Below are 20,795 nucleotides of genomic sequence, written 5' to 3' on the forward strand. Positions count from 1 at the left end.
GTCATCCCACCGGAGCGGAATTGCATGGATGAGCGGCTGAGAGGCGTCGCCGAATTCGTCGACGTCGTGGAAGCGGGCAGCTTCGCGGCGGCGGCGCTGCGCCTCGGCATGACGCGCTCGGCCGTCGCGAAAATCGTCGCGCGGCTCGAACAGCGTCTCGGCGCGCGGCTTCTGCGGCGCACGACGCGCCAGCTCGGGCTGACCGACGAAGGGCTCGTCTATTACGAGCAGTGCCGGCGGCTGCTGGCCGAACTCGGCGCGACGGAGGCCGCGCTCGACGCGGGCCGGCGCGAGCCGACCGGGCGCGTGCGAATCAGCGTGCCCGTGCTGTTCGGCCGGCAATGCGTGGCGCCCGTCGTGCGGCGCCTCGTCGAGCGCTATCCGCGGCTGGAAATCGACGTGTCGTTCAGCGATCGCGTCGCCGATCTCGTCAACGACGGCTTCGACATCGCCGTGCGGATCGGCGCGCTGGCCGACACCAGCGCACTGGTCGGCCGGAAGCTCGGCGTGCAGCGCATGGGCATCAGCGCATCGCCCGCGTACCTCGATCGTCATGGCCGGCCGTCGGGGCTCGACACACTCGCGTCGCACGTCGGTATCGCGTATTCGCGCGGCGGGCAGCCGACACCTTGGCGGATCATCGGCGCGGACGGCGCGGTGCACGACCATCGCCCGGCCGGCCGCCTGCGGTTCGACGACCTGCAGGCGATCGCCGACGCGGCCGCGGCCGGCGTGGGCCTCGCGTGGCTGCCGTGCTGGTTGATGGCGCCGTACGTGCGCGACGGCCGTCTCGCGCTCGTGATGGACAGCGAGAGCACATCGGGCGCCGAAGTGTTTGTCGTGCGGCCGACGTCGCGGCATGTGCCGTCGAAGGTGCGCGTCGTCATTGATGCATTCGTCGACGAGATTCCGCGCATGCTGGCCTCGGACGATGCTGACGGCGAGCGCGTGCCGCCGCGCGCCGTGCCCGCTCCGTAGCGACGGCGCAGGATCGGTCGACGCGGCGTATGATCACCGCACAATTCCTATTCGGGGGCACGCCGTGATGAGCCGGACACTGGAGATCGTGATCGTCACCGGCACCGTGACGACCGCCGTATCCCGCCTGATCCGTCGATGATGCGCCCGTTCGCATGCAGCGCAGACAATCATCCGGCCATCCAGGACGAGCGCACATGACGACGCGCGATCCGCCGATGGCGACATCGCAACCGCGCTGGCTGCGCGTCGCGCCCGCACTGTTCCTGCTGCTGTGGGCGAGCGGCTTCGTGTTCCTGAAGCTGGGCTTGCGCGACGCCGATCCGCTCACGTTTCTTGCGCTGCGCTATGCGTGCGTCGTCGCGCTGCTCGTCGGGCCGTTCCTGTGGCTGCGCCCCGCGTTGCCGCGCACGCGCGGCGAATGGCGCAATCTCGTCGTCGTCGGCTTGCTGTTGCAGGCCGGCTATTTCTCGTTCACGTATCTGAGCCTGAAGCTCGGCATGTCGGCCGGGGCCGTCGCGCTCGTCACGTCGCAGCAGCCGATTCTCGTCGGACTGCTCGCCCCAATGATCGCCGGCGAGCGGGTTGGCGCGCTGCGTTGGGTCGGGCTCGCACTCGGCGCGGCGGGCGCCGTGATCGTCATCCTCGCGCGCTCGTCGGTCGCGGTGTCGTCGTCGTGGGCGCTGGTGTTCGCATTGCTTGCGCTCGCATCGATCACCGGCAGCACGCTGTGGGAAAAGCGCTTCGGCACCGACGTTCATCCGGTCACCGCGAACCTCGTGCAGTACACCGTGGGCCTCGCCGTGACCGCGCCACTCGCGTTCGCACTCGAACCCATGCACGTGCACTGGACTGCGGGCCTGGCAGGTTCACTCGCGTATCTCGTGATCTGCAACTCGCTGATCGCGATTTCGCTGCTGCTCGCGATGGTGCGATACGGCGAGGCGTCGCGCGTGTCGGCGCTGTTCTTTCTGATTCCGCCGGCCACCGCGTTGATCGCGCTCATCGTGCTCTGCGAGACGATCGGTGCGCTCGCATGGCCGGGGATGGCGCTTGCGGCTGCCGGGCTGTATCTGGTGATGCGGTATTGAGCGAGCGGCACGGACCACGCCGAGCCGGTAACACAATGTGAAGGTTCTGACGTGTGGGTGTGCTTTTGTCCATTCGCGCGGAATGCGTCCGCCCGTTCGTGCGCACACGCGGCCTGTAGCGCTTCTCCGGCCTGTTCCAGGGAAACCCTGCGCGCTTTCAGTCCCGCCGGGTGCCGGTTTTGTTCTGCTTCATGAAAACCGGGTGCTTGTTGCATCGCGCTTCGAAAAGTAGATTCGCCCCGACGGTAACGCCGGGGTGTCGAATGACTTCAATTGCAATCGAGCTGGGTGCAGGAAAGCGTGCGACGCTCACGCGCGCGGGAAGTGCAACGTTGCTGGCCAGTCAACGCGCTGCGGTCGCCGAGTTGATGCTGCACTGGCCGACGTACGCGGGCCTGACAACGAACGCGATGACGTACTTACGGCAGTTGGGCCTGGACGCATTCCGTGGTGTACCGCTCGATGTGCTCAGATCCGCCATCGAGGACGGGCAGGTCGCCGTTGTGATCGAGCGTCAGGCGATAGGGCGTGGCACTGCTGGTGGTCGGCCATCGACGCCACCTTTCCCGCGGGCGCATCGGCTCCCCAGTGTCGCGCCGGTGGCATCGCTTCCGGTAGACAAGCCGCTCCCGGATTGGGCGCGGCCAAGTGATGTGTCGGCAGGGGAGTTGATAAGATACCTGGAGAGCGTCGTGAGGCGCGCCGGCAGTGGTGTTACTGGTCCGGCATCCGGGCGGGTGGATACGCCGCTCGGCGACGCCACGCCGTTCTCTCCAGGGGATTCGCCTTTGGGCAGCGATTCGTTGATTCTGGCTGCACGCCGCGTGAACGAAGGGTTGGAGGCGGCCTGCATGGAGAAATACGAAGCCGCTGTCGAATTGTGCAATCGGCTAGCAAAGGTCATGGGCGGCCTTGCCGGCCTGGCAATGTGCAAGCAGAACGCGTTCCTGAATTACCAGGAATGCAGAGGATTCTAAATGGCCAAGCATTCGCCTTATGCCGTCGTTGTGATTTACGACGAGGACCAGCAAAGCCTTATCGTAAAAGCAGCTGATCCGGACAAACTCGCGCCGCAATTGCAGGGCGTTCTCGAAATGCCGATCCTGTTGGACGAGTTCGACTATCGGATCGATGATGAGTTTGCGCGTCGTCTCGGTGCCGCCATGCTGAATCTCATCGCAGCCGGGCAGCCCTGCATCGAGAAATACATGAGTGTGACGCTTGAGCCTCTTCCGAGGCAGGGTGACGGTAGCCGCTGACGCGGGTAGATGAATGCGACATGAGTAAGCCGAGACGTGCAACCATCGTGTTTTACGATGAGGAAACCGAACAGATGACGATGTGCACTGTGTTTCGCAAGGACGTGCAGGCTGTCCTGGATCGCGAAATGAATGTGGGTGTCGGCGTCACGATTCCGCCGCATGCAGAACCGAACGACAGGTGCCCGATTACCGATGAGGACGCGCGGCGATTAGGCGGCATGGCACTGCTGATGCAGGCGGGTGTGCATCCGGAATTGCGCGATCGGCTCAAATTTGCGGAGGCAGGGGCCGTCGACTGGTCCCCGGTTCGGCGCCCGGACACGGACTGAAAAATGGCCACGTATTCGCCTTATGCCGTCGTGGTGATCCGCGGGGCTCGCCGGTTCGCTCGCACGGCCGGGGATGGCGCTTGCGGCTGCCGGGCAACATCTCACGATGCGGTACTCACTCGCCGGTATTTCTCACATATCGAGACTGCATCCCGATAATTGACGCGCATTTCGCGCGACTCCTAGACTGCTTCGCATGACGCCGCGCTTCACGCGGCGCGACGATGCCGCGATCATGCGCGGCATCCGCCCGTCCCGCGAGACGATCCAGGAGACAAGCCGATGAATGCTGCCGTCCCGCAGTTGCACGCCGCGACGATGCGGCGCCTGAACCTGCGCCTCATTCCGTTTCTGATGCTGCTGTACCTCGTCGCATACATCGACCGTTCGAACATCTCGGTCGCGGCGCTGCAGATGAATGCTGATCTCGGCCTCAGCGCACAGATGTATGGCCTCGGCGCGGGGCTGTTCTACGTCACGTACATCATCTTCGAAGTACCGAGCAATCTGTTCCTCGCGCGTGTCGGCGCACGCCGCTGGATCGCACGCATCATGATCACGTGGGGCATCGTCGCGGCCGGGATGAGCGCGGTGCATACGCCGGGCCAGCTCTATGCGATGCGCCTGCTGCTGGGCGCGGCCGAAGCGGGCTTCACGCCGGGCATCATCTATTACCTGTCCGCGTGGTATCCGCAGAGCGATCGCGCGCGGGCGATGTCGTTCTTCTATATCGGCGCGACGCTCGCGTCGGTGATCGGGTTGCCGCTGTCCGGCGCGCTGCTGAACCTGAACGGCGTGCTCGGCGTCGAGGGCTGGCGCTGGCTGTTCCTGCTCGAAGGCGTGCCCGCGCTGCTGCTGGGGATCGTCGTATGGCGGAAGCTGCCCGATACGCCCGCGCATGCACGCTGGCTGCCGGCCGACGAGCGCGCGTGGCTGGAAGCGACGCTGCGCGACGGCGCGCCGCGCGAGCACCTGTCGCACGGCGCGGCATTGCGGCGCGCGTTCGGCGACGGCAAGGTGTGGGCGCTGGCGGCGTTCTGGCTGTTGCAGGCCTTCGGCACGATCGGCCTCACGCTGTTCCTGCCGCTGCTGGTGAAGAGCCTGTCGGGGCAATCGAGCTTCGCGGTCGGCAGCCTGTCCGCACTGCCGTTCCTGTTCGCGTGCATCGCGATGTATCTGAACGGCCGGCATTCGGATCTCGGCGGCGAACGCGCGCTGCATCTCGGCGTGCCGATGCTGCTGGCCGGCGCGCTGCTGATCGGTGCGATCTATACGCCCATGCTGCCCGTTGCGTATGCATTGCTCGTATTCGCAGTCGGGTTCAACTGGGCCGCGACGCCGGTGTTCTGGGCCGTGACGACCGAATACGTGTCGGGCCTCACGGCCGCCGCGTCGATCGCGCTGATCAACGCGGTCGCGAACATCGCGGGGCTTGCGCTGCCGCCGGTGATGGGGCACATCAAGGACGTCACGCATTCGTACGATCTCGCGCTGCTGCTGGTCGCCGTGGCGCTGCTCGTCGGCGGCGTGCTCGGGTTGCGGATCGCGTCGCGGCGCGCGATGCCGATGGCCGCGCGGCGTGCGGGATGAGCGTGCGGGATGCGCGGGTGAGCACGGTCCGCCGTGCTCACCAGACGTCACGCATGCTTGGCCGTCTTCGCCATCGTTCGATGCAGCAGCACGAGCTCGATCAGTTCGACCTGATAGACGTAGCGCGACTGGACCACCTTCAACGCCATCGAGCCGACGGACAGCCCGAAGACCAATGCGATGCCCCATACGATGGCGGTATTCAGGAAATTTCCGGAAACGAATCCGCTTGTCAGCGTACTCTGCAACCACGGCAATCCGCCCGCGTCCTTGATGTTCGAGAGCGTCACGGCCAGCAGCGCATAGGCGGCCGTTCCGCCGCCGAAGAACGACACGGCGCGCGCATCGAGGCGCTTCACCTTGAGTTGCAGGACATGCCGCGCATATTCGAGAGTGCCGTCGTCGTAGCCGGCCAGCAGCAGTGCATGCTTCTCGTCGGTCTCCACCTCGCACATGATGGTGTTCAGCGTTTCCGATTTCCAGCGAAACATCTGGATGATGCCGGCGACGGGTTCGACGACGAGAGAGAGCAGGCTGAACAAGACAGTCAGTAGGTAGAACACGATGGCGACGTGCTGCTGCCAGGGTGCCGGGGCCGCCTTGTGCCAGAGCGCCAATGCGCCGAGCAGCACGAAACAGACACCGCCTCCCGCGAGCAGAATTCTTGCCGCTTTACGCGCCCGTTCCATCGACAGGCCTTTTGCGGGGCGGTAGGGTTCGCACTTCGACAGCACTTTCAGTACGTCCGTGATTTTTGACATCGGGTCTCCAGGGTGCATTGGGTGATCGGGATGCTTCCGCCCGCCGTGTGTGCGACGTGCGTTTCGAGCGCGATCCGGTTGCTCGCTTTCGTCGCGGCGTGCGACGGGATTATGCGTCGGGGATTCCGTCATTCATCTTGAAATTGGCGCGCTCCGGTGCGGATGGACGCCATCGGACCCGCGTGCATATTCCCGCACCCCGTTAGCATGTGACGAATCCGACTTTGGGCGCCGCGCGGGTGACGCTAAGATCGCCGATCCCGTAGATCGAGCGATCCACAACAATGACAAAGTCCGCTTCGCCCTTGCTTGCCTTCCGTTTCCGTGTAGTGTGCGCCGCGGTCGCCGGTGCGCTGTCGCTGGCATCGTGCGGCGGCGTCGACAGCGATCCTCCGCCGCAGGCCAGCGCGACGCCCGAGGCCAAACGCCCGAACATCCTGTACATCATGGCCGACGATCTCGGCTACTCCGACATCCATGCGTTCGGCGGCGAAATCAACACGCCGAACCTCGACGCGCTCGTCGCATCAGGCCGGATCCTGTCGAACCATCACACCGGCACCGTGTGCGCAATCACGCGCGCGATGCTGATTTCCGGCACCGATCACCATCTGGTCGGCGAAGGCACGATGGGCGTGCCGACCGACGAGCGACGCGGGCTGCCGGGCTACGAGGGCTACCTGAACGACCGCGCGCTATCGTTCGCACAACTGTTGAAGGACGCCGGCTATCACACGTATATCGCGGGCAAGTGGCATATCGGCTCCGGGATCGTCGGCAGCACGACGGGCAGCGGGCAGACGCCGGACCAATGGGGCTTCGAGCACAGCTACGTGCTGCTCGGCGGCGCGGCGACGAATCACTTCGCGCACGAGCCGGCCGGCTCGTCGAACTACACGGAAGACGGCCGCTACGTGCAGCCTGGCCAGCCCGGACAGCCGGGTGGCGCGGGCGGCAGCCCGGCCGTGTTCTATTCGACGGATTTCTACACGCAGAAGCTGATCTCGTACATCGATTCGAACAAGCAGGACGGCAAGCCGTTCTTCGCATACGCGGCCTACACGTCGCCGCACTGGCCGCTGCAGGTGCCGGACCCGTGGCTGCACAAATACGCGGGCGTGTACGACGCCGGCTACGACGCGATCCGCAACGCGCGGATCGCGCGGCAGAAGGCGCTCGGCCTGATTCCCGCCGACTTCAAGCCGTTCGACGGCCTGCCCGAAACGACGGCGGCATCGCCCGCGACGGCGAACGACGGTAGCGCGAGCGCGAAGTACATCAGCGCCGTGCATTCGGCCGCCGACGGCTACAGCGACTACGGCGCCGGCAAGGTCGACAAGCTGTGGTCGAGCCTGAGCCCGGCCGAGCGCAAGGCGCAGGCGCGCTACATGGAGATCTACGCGGGAATGGTCGAGAACCTCGACTACAACATCGGCCTGCTGATCCAGCATCTGAAGGACATCGGCGAATACGACAACACGTTCATCATGTTCCAGTCGGACAACGGCGCGGAAGGCTGGCCGATCGACTCGGGCGCGGATCCGACGGCGACCGACACCGCGAACGGACAGGAGCCGGTCTATTCCACGCTTGGCACCGACAACGGCAAGCAGAACGCGCAGCGGCTGCAATACGGGCTGCGCTGGGCCGAGGTGAGCGCGACGCCGTTCCGGCTCACGAAGGGCTATTCGGCCGAGGGCGGCGTGTCGACGCCGACGATCGTGCGGCTGCCGGGCCAGACGCAACCGTTGCCGACGCTGCGCGCGTTCACGCACGTGACCGACAACACGGCGACGTTCCTCGCGGTCGCGGGCGTCACGCCGCCGTCGCAGCCGGCGCCGCCGCTGGTGAACACGCTGACGGGCGTCGACCAGAACAAGGGCAAGGTGATCTACAACAACCGCTACGTGTATCCGGTGACGGGCCAGTCGCTGCTGCCGGTGCTCACCGGCTCGGCCAGCGGCGAAGTGCATACGACGCCGTTCGGCGACGAAGCGTATGGCCGCGCGTATCTGCGCAGCGCCGACGGCCGCTGGAAGGCATTGTGGACCGAGCCGCCGCTCGGCCCGCTCGATGGTCACTGGCAGCTTTACGACCTCGCGGCGGACCGTGGCGAGACGACCGACGTGTCGGCGCAGAACCCGTCGGTGGTCAGCACGCTCGTCGACCAGTGGAAGACCTACATGAGCAACGTCGGCGGCGTCGAGCCGCTGCGTCCGCGCGGCTACTACTGAGGACGACGCGATGCGGCTCCGGTTCTGGACGCTCGGCGCGGCGCTCGCGGCCACGTTGTTCGCCGCCGCGTTCGCGGCCGGTTATGCGAACCCGCAGCGCGCGCCGGGCGGCGCGTTCGACGATGCGAATCGCGGCCGCACGCTCGTGCCGCTCGGCTCGGAGCGGCAGTGCGAGCGCTATTCGGGTTTGCCGGCAACGTGGCGCGACGACCCGAAGGCGGGGATGGTGCACCTGAGCGGCGGCGCGTTCGTGTTCGGCAGTACGCACGGCTATGCGGACGAGCGTCCGGTCGGCGATGGCAAGACGCGTGTCGGCGGTTTCTGGATCGACCAGACCGACGTGACGATCGCGCAGTTCGCGGCATTCGTGCAGGCGACCGGCTACGTGACCGAGGCCGAGCAGCAGGGCGGCGCGGCGGTGTTTCACGTACCGACGCGCGACGAGCTGAATGCACGCGACCTGGCATGGTGGACGTGGGTGAAGGGCGCGTCGTGGCGCGCACCGCGCGGCCCCGGCAGCAACGTCGACGGGCTCGGCAACCTGCCCGTCACGCTCGTCACGCAGCGCGATGCGCTGGCCTACGCACGCTGGCTCGGCCGCGACCTGCCGACCGAGGCCGAATGGGAATACGCAGGCAAGGCCGGCCGCGACGACGCATCGCTCGACGCGGCGCCGCGCGATGCGAACGGCAAGCCGGCCGCGAACTACTGGCAGGGCGCGTTTCCGGTGCTCGACACGGCCGAGGACGGTCATGCGGGGCTGGCGCCGGTCGGCTGCTACGCGGCGAACGGCTTTCGCCTCTACGACATGATCGGCAATGCATGGGAATGGACGAAGGATGCGTACACGGGGCCGCACCAGTCGCATACGAACGGCGACACGGCAGCGGTCGCCCCGCCGACGCGCCGGCACGATACGCCGATGGTGATCAAGGGCGGGTCGTTCCTGTGCTCGCGAGACTACTGCGTGCGCTATCGCGCGTCGTCGCGCGAACAGCAGGAAGCCGATCTCGGCGCATCGCACATCGGGTTCCGCACGATTCTGAGGGATGCGTCATGAATCGCGGAGGGTGGGCCATTGCCGCAGGGTTGATCATTGCGTGCGGCGTCATGCGTCCGGCGTGGGCAGAATCCGCTGCGCCCGCGGTGCGCGTCGGCGTGACGCGCGGCGTGCATGCGGACATTCTCGACGAGGTGAAACGCGTCGCCGCCGCGCGCGGCCTGGCCGTCGACGTCATCGCATTCGACGATGCATCGCGCATCGACGCCGCGCTTGCGGGCGGCAGCATCGACGCGGCGAGCTTCGAGGATGCCCAGCGGCTGAGCGCCACGCGCGCGGCGAAAGGCTATGCGCTGACCGCCGTCGCGCCGACCGTCACGCTGCCGATGGCGCTCTATTCGCGCAAGCTGAAGAACCTGAACGAACTGCAGCCCGGCGCGACGGTCGCGCTTCCCGCCGATCCGCGCGGAATGGCCCGCGCGCTCGTGCTGCTGCAGAACGACACGCTGGTGACGCTGCGCGAAAAGGCGGGCTTGCATGCGACGCTGCGCGACGTGACCGGCAACCGGCTCGCGCTGAAATTCGATGCGCTGCGCCGCGACCGGCTCCATGCGGCGCTCGATTCGGCCGCGTTCGTCGCGATCGACAGTGACGATGCCACACGCATGGGCCTGCAGCCGGCGCGCGACAGCATCAACCTCGAGGACGCGCGCTCGCCGTATGCGAACGTGCTGACCGTGCGCGAGGCCGATCGCGCGAAGCCGTGGGTCGCACAACTCGTCGCCGCGTATCACTCGGACGACGTCGCGCATTTCATCCTGACGCGCTACCAGGACTCGGTGCGGCGGCCGTGGTAGACGACTACCGCCTCGCGTGCAATGCGTGCGGACGCTGCTGCAACAGCGCGCCGACGCTGTCGCTGCGCGAGCTGTTCCGGCATCGTCACCGTTTCGTCGGCGCGCTGACGGTCCATCGCGTGGCAAGACGGCGGGTCGGCGAACGATGGCACACGGGCGGACGCGAGCACGCGTTGGATGCGGATGACGTCGCCGCCTGCGATGCGCTCGCGAACCGGTTGTTCCATCGCACGCACGGCACGGGCGACGAATGGATCGCACTGACGCTGCAAGGCTACGACTATCCATCGCTCGGCCGGTGTCCCGCACTGGCCGACGACGGCCGCTGCAGCGTGCATGCGAGCAAGCCGTCGATCTGCGGCGCCGTGCCGCTCGATCCGATGCTGCCCGACCGGTTGCAGTCGCGCGTGCTCGCCGGGCGGCGCGACGAGACCGCGTGGCTCGGCGCGAACTGCATCGTCGGCGCGGATGGCGGCACGGCTTCGGTCGATACCGCGTCGGCGATACCGCTGGTCACGGCCGGGCAGGTCGCGGACCGCGCGGCGCTCGACACATTTCGCGACGCGCTCGCGTTCGAGCGCGCGGTGTGGTGCGACGCGGTGTTCGCATCGCTGATCGACGGCGGGCCGCACGTACGCGCGGCATTGTCGCGGCTGGCGCCCGGCGGCTACCTGACGATGTCGATCGTGCCGGTGCTGCTTGCGGTCGCATCCATCTCCGCGCCGTGCCGCACGCTGTGCGTCGACTTCATCGACGCGCAGCGTGCGTTGATCGACGCACGTATCGAAGCGGCACTCGCGCGCCGGCGTCTCGACGACCGGCCGGCGACACGTGAGCTGCGCGGCTTCGCGGAGGCGCTCGAGCGCGCGCGCCACGCGCTCGCTGCGATGCCGGCAAGCACGACATCCTCGACGACCACGCATGCCGCTGCCCCGCGCATCGACGCATGGCTCGCCGATCGACACGACTCCATCAAGTTCACCGCGTGACGACAGCGGCCCGTTACGCGTGCCTTACACTTGGCGCTCTTTCAATCGTCTCCGACGGAGCGCGCATGTACGCATCGACCTTCATTTTCCGCGCCGGGCAATACGACGACGAATTTCACCGGCTCGATCGGCAGATCGCCGACATGGCACGCGCGACGCCCGGCTATCTCGGCGAGGAGACGTGGGAGAACGCCGACGCAGGACTGATCCAGAACGTCTACTACTGGGAATCGGAGGCAGCGCTGCGGCAACTGATGCAGCATCCCGCGCATCTGGAAGCGAAGGCGAAGCAGGCGCGCTGGCTCGACGGCTATCGCGTGGTGATCTCGCAGGTGCTGCACGAGTACGGCGACGGCAAGCTCACGCAACCGCATGCGGGGCAACCTGCGCCACGCGGCACACCCGCGTGATGCTGTCCGATTCATTTCTTTCGAATTACATAACAATAACGAAAGATTCGCGCGGGTAACGGCCGGCATCGGCATGCTGGTTTACACCGCATCGTTCGCAATCAATTCTTCATCAAGCATGGCTAAGGTGGCGGGGCTTCATGTCGTCCGTCTGTTCACCAACAACATCCCCACTCGATGTCGTACGGAGCCTTGTCCATGCTGAAACCCGTCCTGTCCGCGAAGCGTCGCCGCGCGCTGCGCGATCGTACCGTTCCCGCCGTCGCGCTCACGCTGATTGCCGCAAGCATCGGCGCGCAAGCCGCCCAGAACGACAACGGCGACGCCAGCCGTTTCGTGCCGGGCTTCCTGGTGCTGAGCCGCAGCGTCTACGACAACGTGTCGAGCAACGTGCAGGCCGGCGCGGTCCTGCCGCCGAACTGCGCGAAGACGACCGGGGGCTGCGGCGCGGCCACCGGCGCGACGAACGACGGCACCTATCCGTACGTGTGGAACAACGATCGCTACGACGGCAGCTTCGGCATCACGTCGCGCATCTTCCTCGACCAGATCACGCCGGCGGGCGGTGTCGTGAGCACGCTCGAAGTGCCGAACAGCCTGAACAAGGGCTTCGCGCGCGGCCAGATGGTGACGAGCTTCAGCTCGAAGTCGGAACTCGGGCTGCACCTGTCCGCCGACGGCAACTACCTGACGTTCATGGGCTACGTTGCGCCGGTCAACGCGATCGACGTGTCGAACTCGAACACGCCGGCCGCCGTCGACACGACGAATCCGGACGGGCAGAACTTCTATCGCGCGATCGCACGCGTCGATCGTCACGGGCATTTCCGTTTCACCGAGACGAACGCGTACAGCGGCAACAACGGCCGCGCGGCGATCCTGAACAACAGCAACGGGCAGGACATCTATTACACGTCGGGCAACGCCGGCAACGGCGCGAACCCGCAGCCCGACAACGTGATCCTCGGCGCGGGCGCGCAGTTCATCGACGGCGCGAAGCAGCACGAAGCGCAGCAGACGCCGGGCGTGCCGACGCCGCTCGCGAGCTTCTCGGTCACGGAACTCGGCGCGAAGGCCGACAAGATCGGCAAGGACGACAACTTCCGCGGGATCACGGTGCACGACAACGTCGTGTACTACACGAAGGGCAGCGGCAGCAACGGCGTGAACACCGTCTACTTCGTCGACACGACCGGCGCGGCATGTCCGTCGGGCGTCGGCGTGCCGTCGCCGAAGGCCGCGCTGCCGAGCGCGCCGCTCGCGTACACCGCGGCGTCGCTGCAGACGACCGGCTTGCCGAACAACATGTGCGTGCTGGCGGGCTTCCCGTCGACGCCGAACAAGACCGCGACGACGCTGTCCTATCCGTTCGGGATGTGGTTCGCCGATGCGAACACGCTGTACGTCGCGGATGAAGGCGACGGCTATACGGGCGGCCAGGACCTGTACTCGCATGCGGCCGCGCAGACGGGCGCCGGCCTGCAGAAGTGGGTGTACGACGCGTCGGCGAAACAGTGGAAGCTCGCGTACACGCTGCAGAACGGGCTGAATCTCGGCACGCCGTATTCGGTCGCGGGTTACCCGGCCGGCAGCAACACGGCGACGGGGCTGCCGTGGGCGCCGGCAGCCGACGGCCTGCGCAACCTGACGGGCCGCGTCGAACCCGACGGCACGGTGACGATCTGGGCGGTCACGTCGACGATCAGCGGCAACGGCGACGTGGGCGCCGATCCGAACCAGCTGGTCGCGGTGCGCGACGTGCTGCGCAACACGAACGCGGCCACCGCCGCGCACGAGCAGTTCGCCGTGCTGCGGACTGCGAAGTTTGCGGAAGTGCTGCGCGGCATCGAGTTCGCGCCGGGTACGCAGACGGGCCGGTCGCACTGACGCAGTCGCTTCCCGGCTGACGCCGGGCCAGGGTGGGCGCGCTCGCGCCCGCCCGCTCATCGGCGGCGCGCGCCGCCGAACCGGGCATCAAAGCGCTTCGACCAGCAACCGGTTGCTCTTCTCGCAATACTCGTGACACGCGGCGCGCGCGGCGATCGACGCGCCGTGCACGAATTTCGGCGCATCGGCGCGGCGCGACATCGACACGACGATCGACGGCGGCGACGGTTGCAGAGGCAGCTCGACGACTTCGCCGCTGGCGATCAGCGCATCGACGAACAGCACCGGAATCGCGGCGACGCCGAAGCCGTCGCGCACCAGTTGCACGATCACCGAGATCGACGGCGAGCCGGTGATGCGCGTTTCCGACAGCGGCACGCCATGCGCGTGCGCGAGCGCGCGCACGATGTCCTCGAGCGCGCGGTGGGGCGCGGTGCCGCGCCCGTAGGTCAGGATCGGCTGGCGCAGCACCTGCCGCGCGAGGCCGGTGCGCGCGTTCGGCAGCAGCCCCGTGCGGGCGACCCAGCGCACCGGATAGTTCGCGAGCGCATCGCAGACGACCGACGCCTCGTCGCTGCCTTCCACACGAATGATCAAATCCAGCTCGCCGGCCATCAGCCGGCGCTGCAGCACGACGCTGACATCGACGGTCAGGTCGATTTCCAGTTGCGGATAGTCGGCGGCGAGGCGGCGCAGGTAGTGCGGCAGCCAGCTGTGCACGACCGTCTCGATCACGCCGAGCCGCAGCTTGCCGCGCAGCGCGCTTTCGCCGGCCGCGGCGGCCTGCAGCTCCTGGGTCGCCTCGACGACGGCCTTGGCGTAGCCGAGCAGGTACTCGCCGTTCGGCGTGAGCCGGAATTCGCGGCTGTCGCGATCGACGAGCACGGTGTGCAATTCGTCCTCGAGCGCCTTCAGGCGTTGCGAGATCGCGGCCGGCGTCGCGTGCAGCGCGGCGGCCGTCGTACGGAAGTTGCGCAGCTTCGCGAGCGTGACGAAAGTTTCGAGAAAACGCGTGTTCATGGCAGTGGAACGGATGGGCGACGCGCAGCTTCGCCGGTGAGGAAAAGTGAACGGGGCCGGGGAAAACCCGGAGATTCGTTAAGAAATTCTATACACGCGGCGCAAAAAAACTCGTTGGCGACAAAATTTTTTCTTTTCTATTCTTCGCCGTATCCACTGACGCAACACCGTCATCCCGACGCCCCCTGATCTGCCGACGACTACCATGACGCCCTCCGAATTCCGCCAGTCCGTGCGCAACGGCGCATTCCGCAACCCGACCGCCGGCCAGTGCGGCCCGTTCGCGCAAGCGAATCTCGCGATCCTGCCGAATGCGTACGCGCACGATTTCCTGCGCTTCTGTCAGGCGAATCCGAAAGCGTGCCCGCTGCTGGGCGTCGGCGAACCGGGCGCGTTCCGGCTCGACGTGCTCGGCGAGGATCTCGACATCCGCACCGACGTGCCGAGCTACAACGTATACCGCGACGGCCGGCTGACCGAGCGTGTCGAATCGCTCGAAGCGCTGTGGCGCGACGATTTCGTCGTGTTCGCGATCGGCTGTTCGTTCTCGTTCGAGGACATGCTGGCGCGCGAAGGCATCGGGCTGCGCCACATCGAGGAGGGCCGCAACGTGCCGATGTACCGCACGACGATCCCGAACCGTCGCGCGGGCGTCTTCGGCGGCCAGCTGGTCGTGTCGATGCGGCCGCTGCGCGGCGCCGACGCGATCCGCGCGGTGCAGATCACGAGCCGGTTCCCGGGCGTGCACGGCGCACCGATCCATATCGGTCATCCTGAAGCGCTCGGCATCGCCGATCTCGGCGCGCCCGATTTCGGCGATGCAGTGACGGTGCGCGACGGCGAGCTGCCGGTGTTCTGGGCGTGCGGCGTGACGCCGCAAACCGCGCTGATGGAAGCGAAGCTGCCGCTCGCGATCGCGCATACGCCCGGCTACATGCTGATGACCGACATCACGAACGCGTCGCTGGCCGTGTTCTGACCCGACCGACGCCGGCAGCCCGCGCGCGCCGGTCCGGCCCCGTCGCGGCAGCGTGCCGCGACCGCAGACGATCCGCCCGGCCGGAGGGTGGCGCGCATCCGTGGCCCGCGGGCCGCGAGCCCGGCACACGGGCATGCACGACACGACTCGAACCGATTTTGACCGCGCATATCGACAGGAGCATCACCATGGAAAGCAAGACCCTCGCGGCGCCCGCCGCCGACCCCGCGGGCCCCGCGCGCAACGGGATGTTCGGCTGGTACGCTGATGCGAAGCCGCGCGAGCGCAGCGCGTTCTGGAGTTGCAAGTTCGGCTACATGCTCGACGGGATGGACACGCAGATGCTGTCGTTCGTGATCCCGACGCTCGTCGCGACCTGGGGCATCTCGCTCGCGGACGCCGGCTTCATCGGCACGATGACGCTGCTCGCATCGGCGCTCGGCGGCTGGATCGCGGGCATTCTGTCCGACCGGATCGGCCGCGTGCGCACGCTGCAGCTGACCGTGCTGTGGTTCGCCGTATTCACGGCGCTGTGCGGGCTCGCGCAGAACTATCACCAGCTGCTCGCGGCGCGTGCGCTGATGGGCTTCGGCTTCGGCGGCGAATGGACGGCCGGCGCGGTGCTGATCGGCGAAGTGATCCGCGCGCGGGATCGCGGCAAGGCGGTCGGGCTGGTGCAGTCGGGCTGGGCGATCGGCTGGGGGCTGTCGGCGGTGCTGTACGCGGTGCTGTTCTCGACGTTGCCGGCCGAACAGGCGTGGCGGGCGCTGTTCCTCGTCGGCCTGGCGCCGGCGCTGCTGGTGGTCGTGATTCGTCGCTACGTGAAGGAGCCCGACGTCTACGAGAAGGAAAAGGCCGCGCAGGCGAAAGTGGCCGACGCACCGCGCCTCACCGAGATCTTCGCGCCGAAGCTGATCACGACGACGCTGCGCGCGGCGCTGCTGACGACCGGCGCGCAAGGCGGCTACTACGCGATCACGACGTGGCTGCCGACTTTCCTGAAGACCGAACGGCACCTGACCGTGATGGGCACCGGCGGGTATCTCGCGATGATCATCTTCGGCTCGTGGGTCGGCTATCTGGTGAGTGCGTACCTGACCGACCGCCTCGGCCGCAAGCCGAACTTCATCCTGTTCGCGCTCGGCTCGATGGTGATCGCGTTTGCATACACGTCGCTGAACCTGACCAACGCGTCGATGCTGTGGCTCGGCTTCCCGCTCGGGTTTTTCGCATCGGGCATCTTCTCGGGGATGGGCGCGTTCCTGACCGAACTGTTTCCGACCCGCGTGCGCGGCTCGGGCCAGGGCTTCTGCTACAACGTGGGCCGCGCGATCGGCGCACTGTTCCCGTTCCTGATCGGCGCGCTGTCGAAGCAGTACGGGCTCGGCATGAGCATCGGGATCTTCGCCGTCGCCGCCTACGGCGTGGTGATCGTCGCCGCGCTGACGCTGCCCGAGACGCGCGGCCGCGAACTCGACGCCGCCTGAGCGGGCGCCCGCCTCTTTTACCTCCCTTTTCACCGACGCCATCACGCGGCGCGCGACGCGCGCCGTGCGGCGGCGCTCGCCCTGCATTCAACGACACCTCGACTTCATCGCCATGACTGACCGACACGCTTTCCCCGTTTCCTCCGACGCCGCACGCTGGCAATTCTGGATCGACCGCGGCGGCACGTTCACCGACATCGTCGCGCGCCGGCCCGACGGCACGCTCGTCACGCACAAGCTGCTGTCGGACAACCCCGAGCAATATCGCGATGCGGCCGTGGCCGGCATCCGCCACCTGCTCGGCCTCGCCGACGGCGAACCGATCACGCCCGCGCACGTCGACATGGTGAAGATGGGCACGACGGTCGCGACCAACGCGCTGCTCGAACGCAAGGGCGAACGCACCGCGCTCGCGACGACGCGCGGCTTTCGCGACGTGCTGCGCATCGCGTACCAGAACCGGCCGCGCCTGTTCGATCTCGACATCGTGCTGCCCGACGCGCTGTACGAGACGGTCGTCGAGATCGACGAGCGGGTCGGCGCGCACGGCGACGTGGTCGTGCCGCTCGACGTGCAGGAGGCCGAAGCGGCGCTGCGCCGCGTGTTCGACTCCGGCGTGCAGGCGCTCGCGATCGTGCTGATCCACGGCTATCGCTACACCGCGCACGAACGGATGCTGGCGGCGCTCGCGCGCCGGATCGGCTTCACGCAGGTATCCGTGTCGCACGAGGTATCGCCGCTGATGAAGATGGTGTCGCGCGGCGACACGACCGTGGTCGACGCGTACCTGTCGCCGATCCTGCGCCGCTACGTCGAGCAGGTCGCGCACGAGATGCCCGGCGTGAACCTGCAGTTCATGCAGAGCAGCGGCGGCCTCACGCGCGCCGACGCGTTCCAGGGCAAGGACGCGATCCTGTCCGGCCCGGCCGGCGGCATCGTCGGGATGGTGCGAGCCGCGCGCGCGGCCGGCTTCGACCAGGTGATCGGCTTCGACATGGGCGGCACGTCGACCGACGTGTCGCACTACAACGGCGAGTTCGAGCGTGTGTTCGAGACGCAGGTGGCCGGCGTGCGGATGCGCGCGCCGATGATGAGCATCCACACGGTCGCGGCCGGCGGCGGCTCGGTGCTCGGCTTCGACGGCGCTCGGCTGCGCGTCGGGCCCGAATCGGCCGGCGCGAACCCGGGGCCGGCCGCGTACCGGCGCGGCGGCCCGCTGACGGTAACCGACTGCAACGTGATGCTCGGCAAGATCCAGCCCGATCATTTCCCGCGCGTGTTCGGCCCGCACGCGAACGAACCGCTCGACCGCGACGGCGTGGTCGCGAAGTTCGAGGCGCTTGCCGACGAGATCCACGCGGCGACCGGGCGGCGCGACACGCCCGAGGCGCTGGCCGAAGGGTTCCTGGAAATCGCGATCGGCAGCATGGCGAACGCGATCAAGAAGATCTCGGTGCAGCGCGGCCACGACGTGTCGCGCTACGTGCTGACGACCTTCGGCGGCGCGGGCGGCCAGCACGCGTGCGGCGTGGCCGACGCGCTCGGGATGACGCAGGTGTTCGCGCATCCGCTGGCGGGCGTGTTGTCCGCGTACGGGATGGGCCTTGCCGACCAGACGGCGATGCGCGAGCGCGCGGTGGAAGCGGTGCTGTCCGACGCGTCGCTGCCGGCGCTGAACGCGGCGCTCGACCGGCTGGCCGACGAGGCGGTCGGCGCACTGCTCGAACAGCACGTGCCGCCGGAGCGGATCGTGACCGAGCGGCGCGTGCACCTGCGCTACCAGGGCACCGATTCCGCGCTCGACGTGCCGGCCGGCAGCGTCGCCGCGATGCAGCAGGCGTTCGAAACCGCGTATCGGCAGCGCTACGCATTCCTGATGCCCGACACGCCGCTGGTAGCGGAACTGGCGTCGGTCGAGGCGATCGGCCGCTCCGACGCGCCAGTGGAAATCGCACCGCTCGCGCCCCGCGGCGAAGGCGATGCCGCCGCGCCGGCCGCCGAGTCAGCCGTGCGCTTCCATTCCGGCGGCCAGTGGCACGACGCGGCGCTGTACGTGCGCGACACGCTGCTCGCCGGCGACGCGATCGACGGGCCGGCGATCGTCGCCGAGCGGAACGGCACGACGGTGGTCGAGCCCGGCTGGCGCGCGCGGATGACCGCGCAGGGCAACCTCGTGCTCACGCGCACGACGCCGCTGCCGACGCGCCGCTCGCTCGGCACCGACGCCGATCCGGTGCGGCTCGAGATCTTCAACAACCTGTTCATGTCGATCGCCGAGCAGATGGGGCTGCGGCTGCAGAACACCGCGTACTCGGTGAACATCAAGGAGCGGCTCGATTTCTCGTGCGCGATCTTCGACGGCGACGGCAACCTGATCGCGAACGCGCCGCACATGCCCGTGCATCTGGGCTCGATGGGCGAGAGCATTCGCACGGTGATCGAGCGCAATCGCGGCCGCATGCGCGACGGCGACGTGTTCATGCTGAACGACCCGTATCACGGCGGCACGCACCTGCCGGACGTGACCGTCATCACGCCGGTGTTCGCGGACGGCGCCGACGCGCCGCTCTTCTACGTCGGCTCGCGCGGCCACCACGCGGACATCGGCGGCACGACGCCGGGCTCGATGCCGCCCGATTCGACGCACATCGACGAAGAGGGCGTGCTGATCGACAACTGGCAGCTCGTATCGGCCGGCGTGCTGCGCGACGCCGACACGCGCGCGCTGCTCGCATCGGGCCGCTACCCGGCGCGCAACGTCGAGCAGAACATGGCCGACCTGCGTGCGCAGATCGCCGCGAACCAGAAGGGCGTCGACGAATTGCGGCGGATGGTCGCGCAGTTCGGCCGCGACGTCGTGCTCGCGTTCATGGGTCACGTGCAGGACAACGCGGAAGAGGCGGTGCGCCGCGTGATCGGCGCGCTGCAGGACGGTGCCTACCGCTATCCGCTCGACAACGGCGCGGAGATTCGCGTCGCGATCCGCGTCGATCGCGCGGCGCGGCGTGCGGAGATTGATTTCACCGGCACGTCCGTGCAGCTCGACAACAACTTCAACGCGCCGAAGGCCGTCTGCATGGCCGCCGTGCTGTACGTGTTCCGCACGCTGGTCGGCGACGACATCCCGCTGAACGCCGGCTGCCTGAAGCCGCTGACGGTAATCGTGCCCGCGCGCTCGATGCTCAATCCCGAGTATCCGGCCGCGGTCGTGTCGGGCAATGTGGAGACGTCGTCGGCGATCACCAATGCGCTGTATGGCGCGCTCGGCTGCGTCGCATCGAGCCAGGGCACGATGAACAACTTCACGTTCGGCAACGATCAGTACCAGTACTACGAGACGATCGCCGGCGGCAGCGGCGCGGGCAACGGCTTCGCGGGCGTCGGCGCGGTGCAGACACACATGACGAACTCGCGGCTGACCGATCCGGAAGTGCTCGAATGGCGTTACCCGGTGCGGCTCGACTCGCACCGGCTGCGCGCGGGGTCGGGCGGCGGCGGCCGCTGGCGCGGCGGCGACGGCGCGGTGCGGCGGATCCGCTTCCTCGAACCGATGACCGCGTCGATCCTGTCGAACAACCGGATCCATGCGCCGTTCGGCGCGGCGGGCGGCGACGCGGGCGCGCTCGGCCGCAACACGATCGAGCGAGCGGACGGCACGGTCGACACGCTCGAGCACATCGGCCGCGCGCAGATGGCGGCGGGTGATGTGTTCGTGGTCGAAACGCCGGGGGGCGGCGGTTACGGCGTGGCCGACTGAGCCGGGCGATCCGCACGACCCGCGCGGGAGGGCGCGACGACACGCGCGTCCCCGGCCGCGGGCGATCGTACCGGTTCTATCCGCGCTGCCGCAGCGTCGGCGCGCGGGCGATATATTCGCGTGAAAAGATCGGTGCGCCATTACAACGGGTACGGGAATAAAAA

Annotated in this window: 17 protein-coding genes; 15 read left to right on the plus strand and 2 right to left on the minus strand. The window is 67.8% G+C overall.

The features are described 5' to 3' along the window. The first annotated feature begins 24 nt into the window (after positions 1–24). The 6 genes from BX604_RS31870 to BX604_RS31895 all read left to right on the plus strand — a co-directional run bounded on the left by BX604_RS31870 (position 25) and on the right by BX604_RS31895 (position 5,250). Positions 25–978: a LysR family transcriptional regulator gene (locus tag BX604_RS31870; RefSeq protein ID WP_098554768.1), complete on the plus strand. Its 954-nt coding sequence runs from the start codon at positions 25–27 to the stop codon at positions 976–978. A gap of 197 nt (positions 979–1,175) precedes the next feature. Next, positions 1,176–2,069, plus strand: coding sequence for a DMT family transporter (locus tag BX604_RS31875; protein WP_098554769.1), 894 nt, complete (start codon positions 1,176–1,178; stop codon positions 2,067–2,069). Between the two features lie 263 nt (positions 2,070–2,332). Beyond that, the gene (locus tag BX604_RS31880; RefSeq protein ID WP_098554770.1) at positions 2,333–3,046 is read left to right on the plus strand and encodes a hypothetical protein; all 714 of its coding nucleotides are present in this window, start codon (positions 2,333–2,335) and stop codon (positions 3,044–3,046) included. After that, a complete protein-coding gene (locus BX604_RS31885; RefSeq protein WP_098554771.1) occupies positions 3,047–3,328 on the plus strand; it encodes a hypothetical protein in 282 nt (93 codons plus the stop codon). A gap of 20 nt (positions 3,329–3,348) precedes the next feature. Beyond that, positions 3,349–3,660, plus strand: coding sequence for a hypothetical protein (locus tag BX604_RS31890; RefSeq protein WP_098554772.1), 312 nt, complete (start codon positions 3,349–3,351; stop codon positions 3,658–3,660). 282 nt (positions 3,661–3,942) lie between these two features. Further along, entirely contained in the window at positions 3,943–5,250 is a 1,308-nt protein-coding gene (locus BX604_RS31895; protein WP_098554773.1) for an MFS transporter, read from the plus strand. 47 nt (positions 5,251–5,297) lie between these two features. Here the strand turns inward: BX604_RS31895 and BX604_RS31900 are convergent, their stop codons facing one another. After that, the gene (locus BX604_RS31900) at positions 5,298–6,011 is read right to left on the minus strand and encodes a hypothetical protein (RefSeq protein ID WP_143748160.1); all 714 of its coding nucleotides are present in this window, start codon (positions 6,009–6,011) and stop codon (positions 5,298–5,300) included. Positions 6,012–6,295: 284 nt separating this feature from the next. Here BX604_RS31900 and BX604_RS31905 point away from each other — a divergent pair, with 284 nt between their 5' ends. The 6 genes from BX604_RS31905 to BX604_RS31930 all read left to right on the plus strand — a co-directional run bounded on the left by BX604_RS31905 (position 6,296) and on the right by BX604_RS31930 (position 13,388). Continuing rightward, positions 6,296–8,245, plus strand: a complete 1,950-nt coding sequence (locus BX604_RS31905) for an arylsulfatase (protein WP_098554775.1) — start codon at positions 6,296–6,298, stop codon at positions 8,243–8,245. A 10-nt stretch (positions 8,246–8,255) separates the two neighbouring features. Continuing rightward, positions 8,256–9,305 carry a formylglycine-generating enzyme family protein gene (locus BX604_RS31910; RefSeq protein ID WP_098554776.1) on the plus strand — a complete coding sequence of 350 codons (1,050 nt, stop codon included), beginning with the start codon at positions 8,256–8,258 and terminating at the stop codon, positions 9,303–9,305. A gap of 50 nt (positions 9,306–9,355) precedes the next feature. Further along, positions 9,356–10,102, plus strand: a complete 747-nt coding sequence (locus BX604_RS31915) for a MetQ/NlpA family lipoprotein (RefSeq protein WP_257146493.1) — start codon at positions 9,356–9,358, stop codon at positions 10,100–10,102. Then, on the plus strand, positions 10,096–11,091 hold the full coding sequence (locus tag BX604_RS31920) for a YkgJ family cysteine cluster protein (protein ID WP_098554778.1): 996 nt from the start codon (positions 10,096–10,098) through the stop codon (positions 11,089–11,091). Before BX604_RS31915 ends, BX604_RS31920 begins: the two co-directional genes overlap by 7 nt. Before the next feature lie 65 nt (positions 11,092–11,156). After that, a complete protein-coding gene (locus BX604_RS31925) occupies positions 11,157–11,501 on the plus strand; it encodes an antibiotic biosynthesis monooxygenase family protein (RefSeq protein WP_098554779.1) in 345 nt (114 codons plus the stop codon). A gap of 198 nt (positions 11,502–11,699) precedes the next feature. Continuing rightward, positions 11,700–13,388, plus strand: coding sequence for a hypothetical protein (locus tag BX604_RS31930; protein ID WP_098554780.1), 1,689 nt, complete (start codon positions 11,700–11,702; stop codon positions 13,386–13,388). A gap of 87 nt (positions 13,389–13,475) precedes the next feature. Here BX604_RS31930 and BX604_RS31935 read toward each other — a convergent pair whose 3' ends face one another. Further along, positions 13,476–14,408 carry a LysR family transcriptional regulator gene (locus BX604_RS31935; protein WP_098554781.1) on the minus strand — a complete coding sequence of 311 codons (933 nt, stop codon included), beginning with the start codon at positions 14,406–14,408 and terminating at the stop codon, positions 13,476–13,478. Positions 14,409–14,613: 205 nt separating this feature from the next. Here BX604_RS31935 and BX604_RS31940 point away from each other — a divergent pair, with 205 nt between their 5' ends. The 3 genes from BX604_RS31940 to BX604_RS31950 all read left to right on the plus strand — a co-directional run bounded on the left by BX604_RS31940 (position 14,614) and on the right by BX604_RS31950 (position 20,631). Beyond that, positions 14,614–15,387, plus strand: coding sequence for a putative hydro-lyase (locus BX604_RS31940; protein WP_098554782.1), 774 nt, complete (start codon positions 14,614–14,616; stop codon positions 15,385–15,387). A gap of 188 nt (positions 15,388–15,575) precedes the next feature. Continuing rightward, positions 15,576–16,874, plus strand: a complete 1,299-nt coding sequence (locus tag BX604_RS31945) for an MFS transporter (RefSeq protein ID WP_098554783.1) — start codon at positions 15,576–15,578, stop codon at positions 16,872–16,874. Between the two features lie 112 nt (positions 16,875–16,986). Continuing rightward, complete coding sequence (locus tag BX604_RS31950) at positions 16,987–20,631, plus strand: hydantoinase B/oxoprolinase family protein (protein ID WP_098554784.1); 3,645 nt, start codon at positions 16,987–16,989, stop codon at positions 20,629–20,631. The last annotated feature ends 164 nt before the right edge of the window (positions 20,632–20,795 follow it).

The organism is Burkholderia sp. JKS000303 (assembly GCF_002563755.1).
Taxonomy (GTDB): Bacteria; Pseudomonadota; Gammaproteobacteria; order Burkholderiales; family Burkholderiaceae; genus Burkholderia; species Burkholderia anthina_B.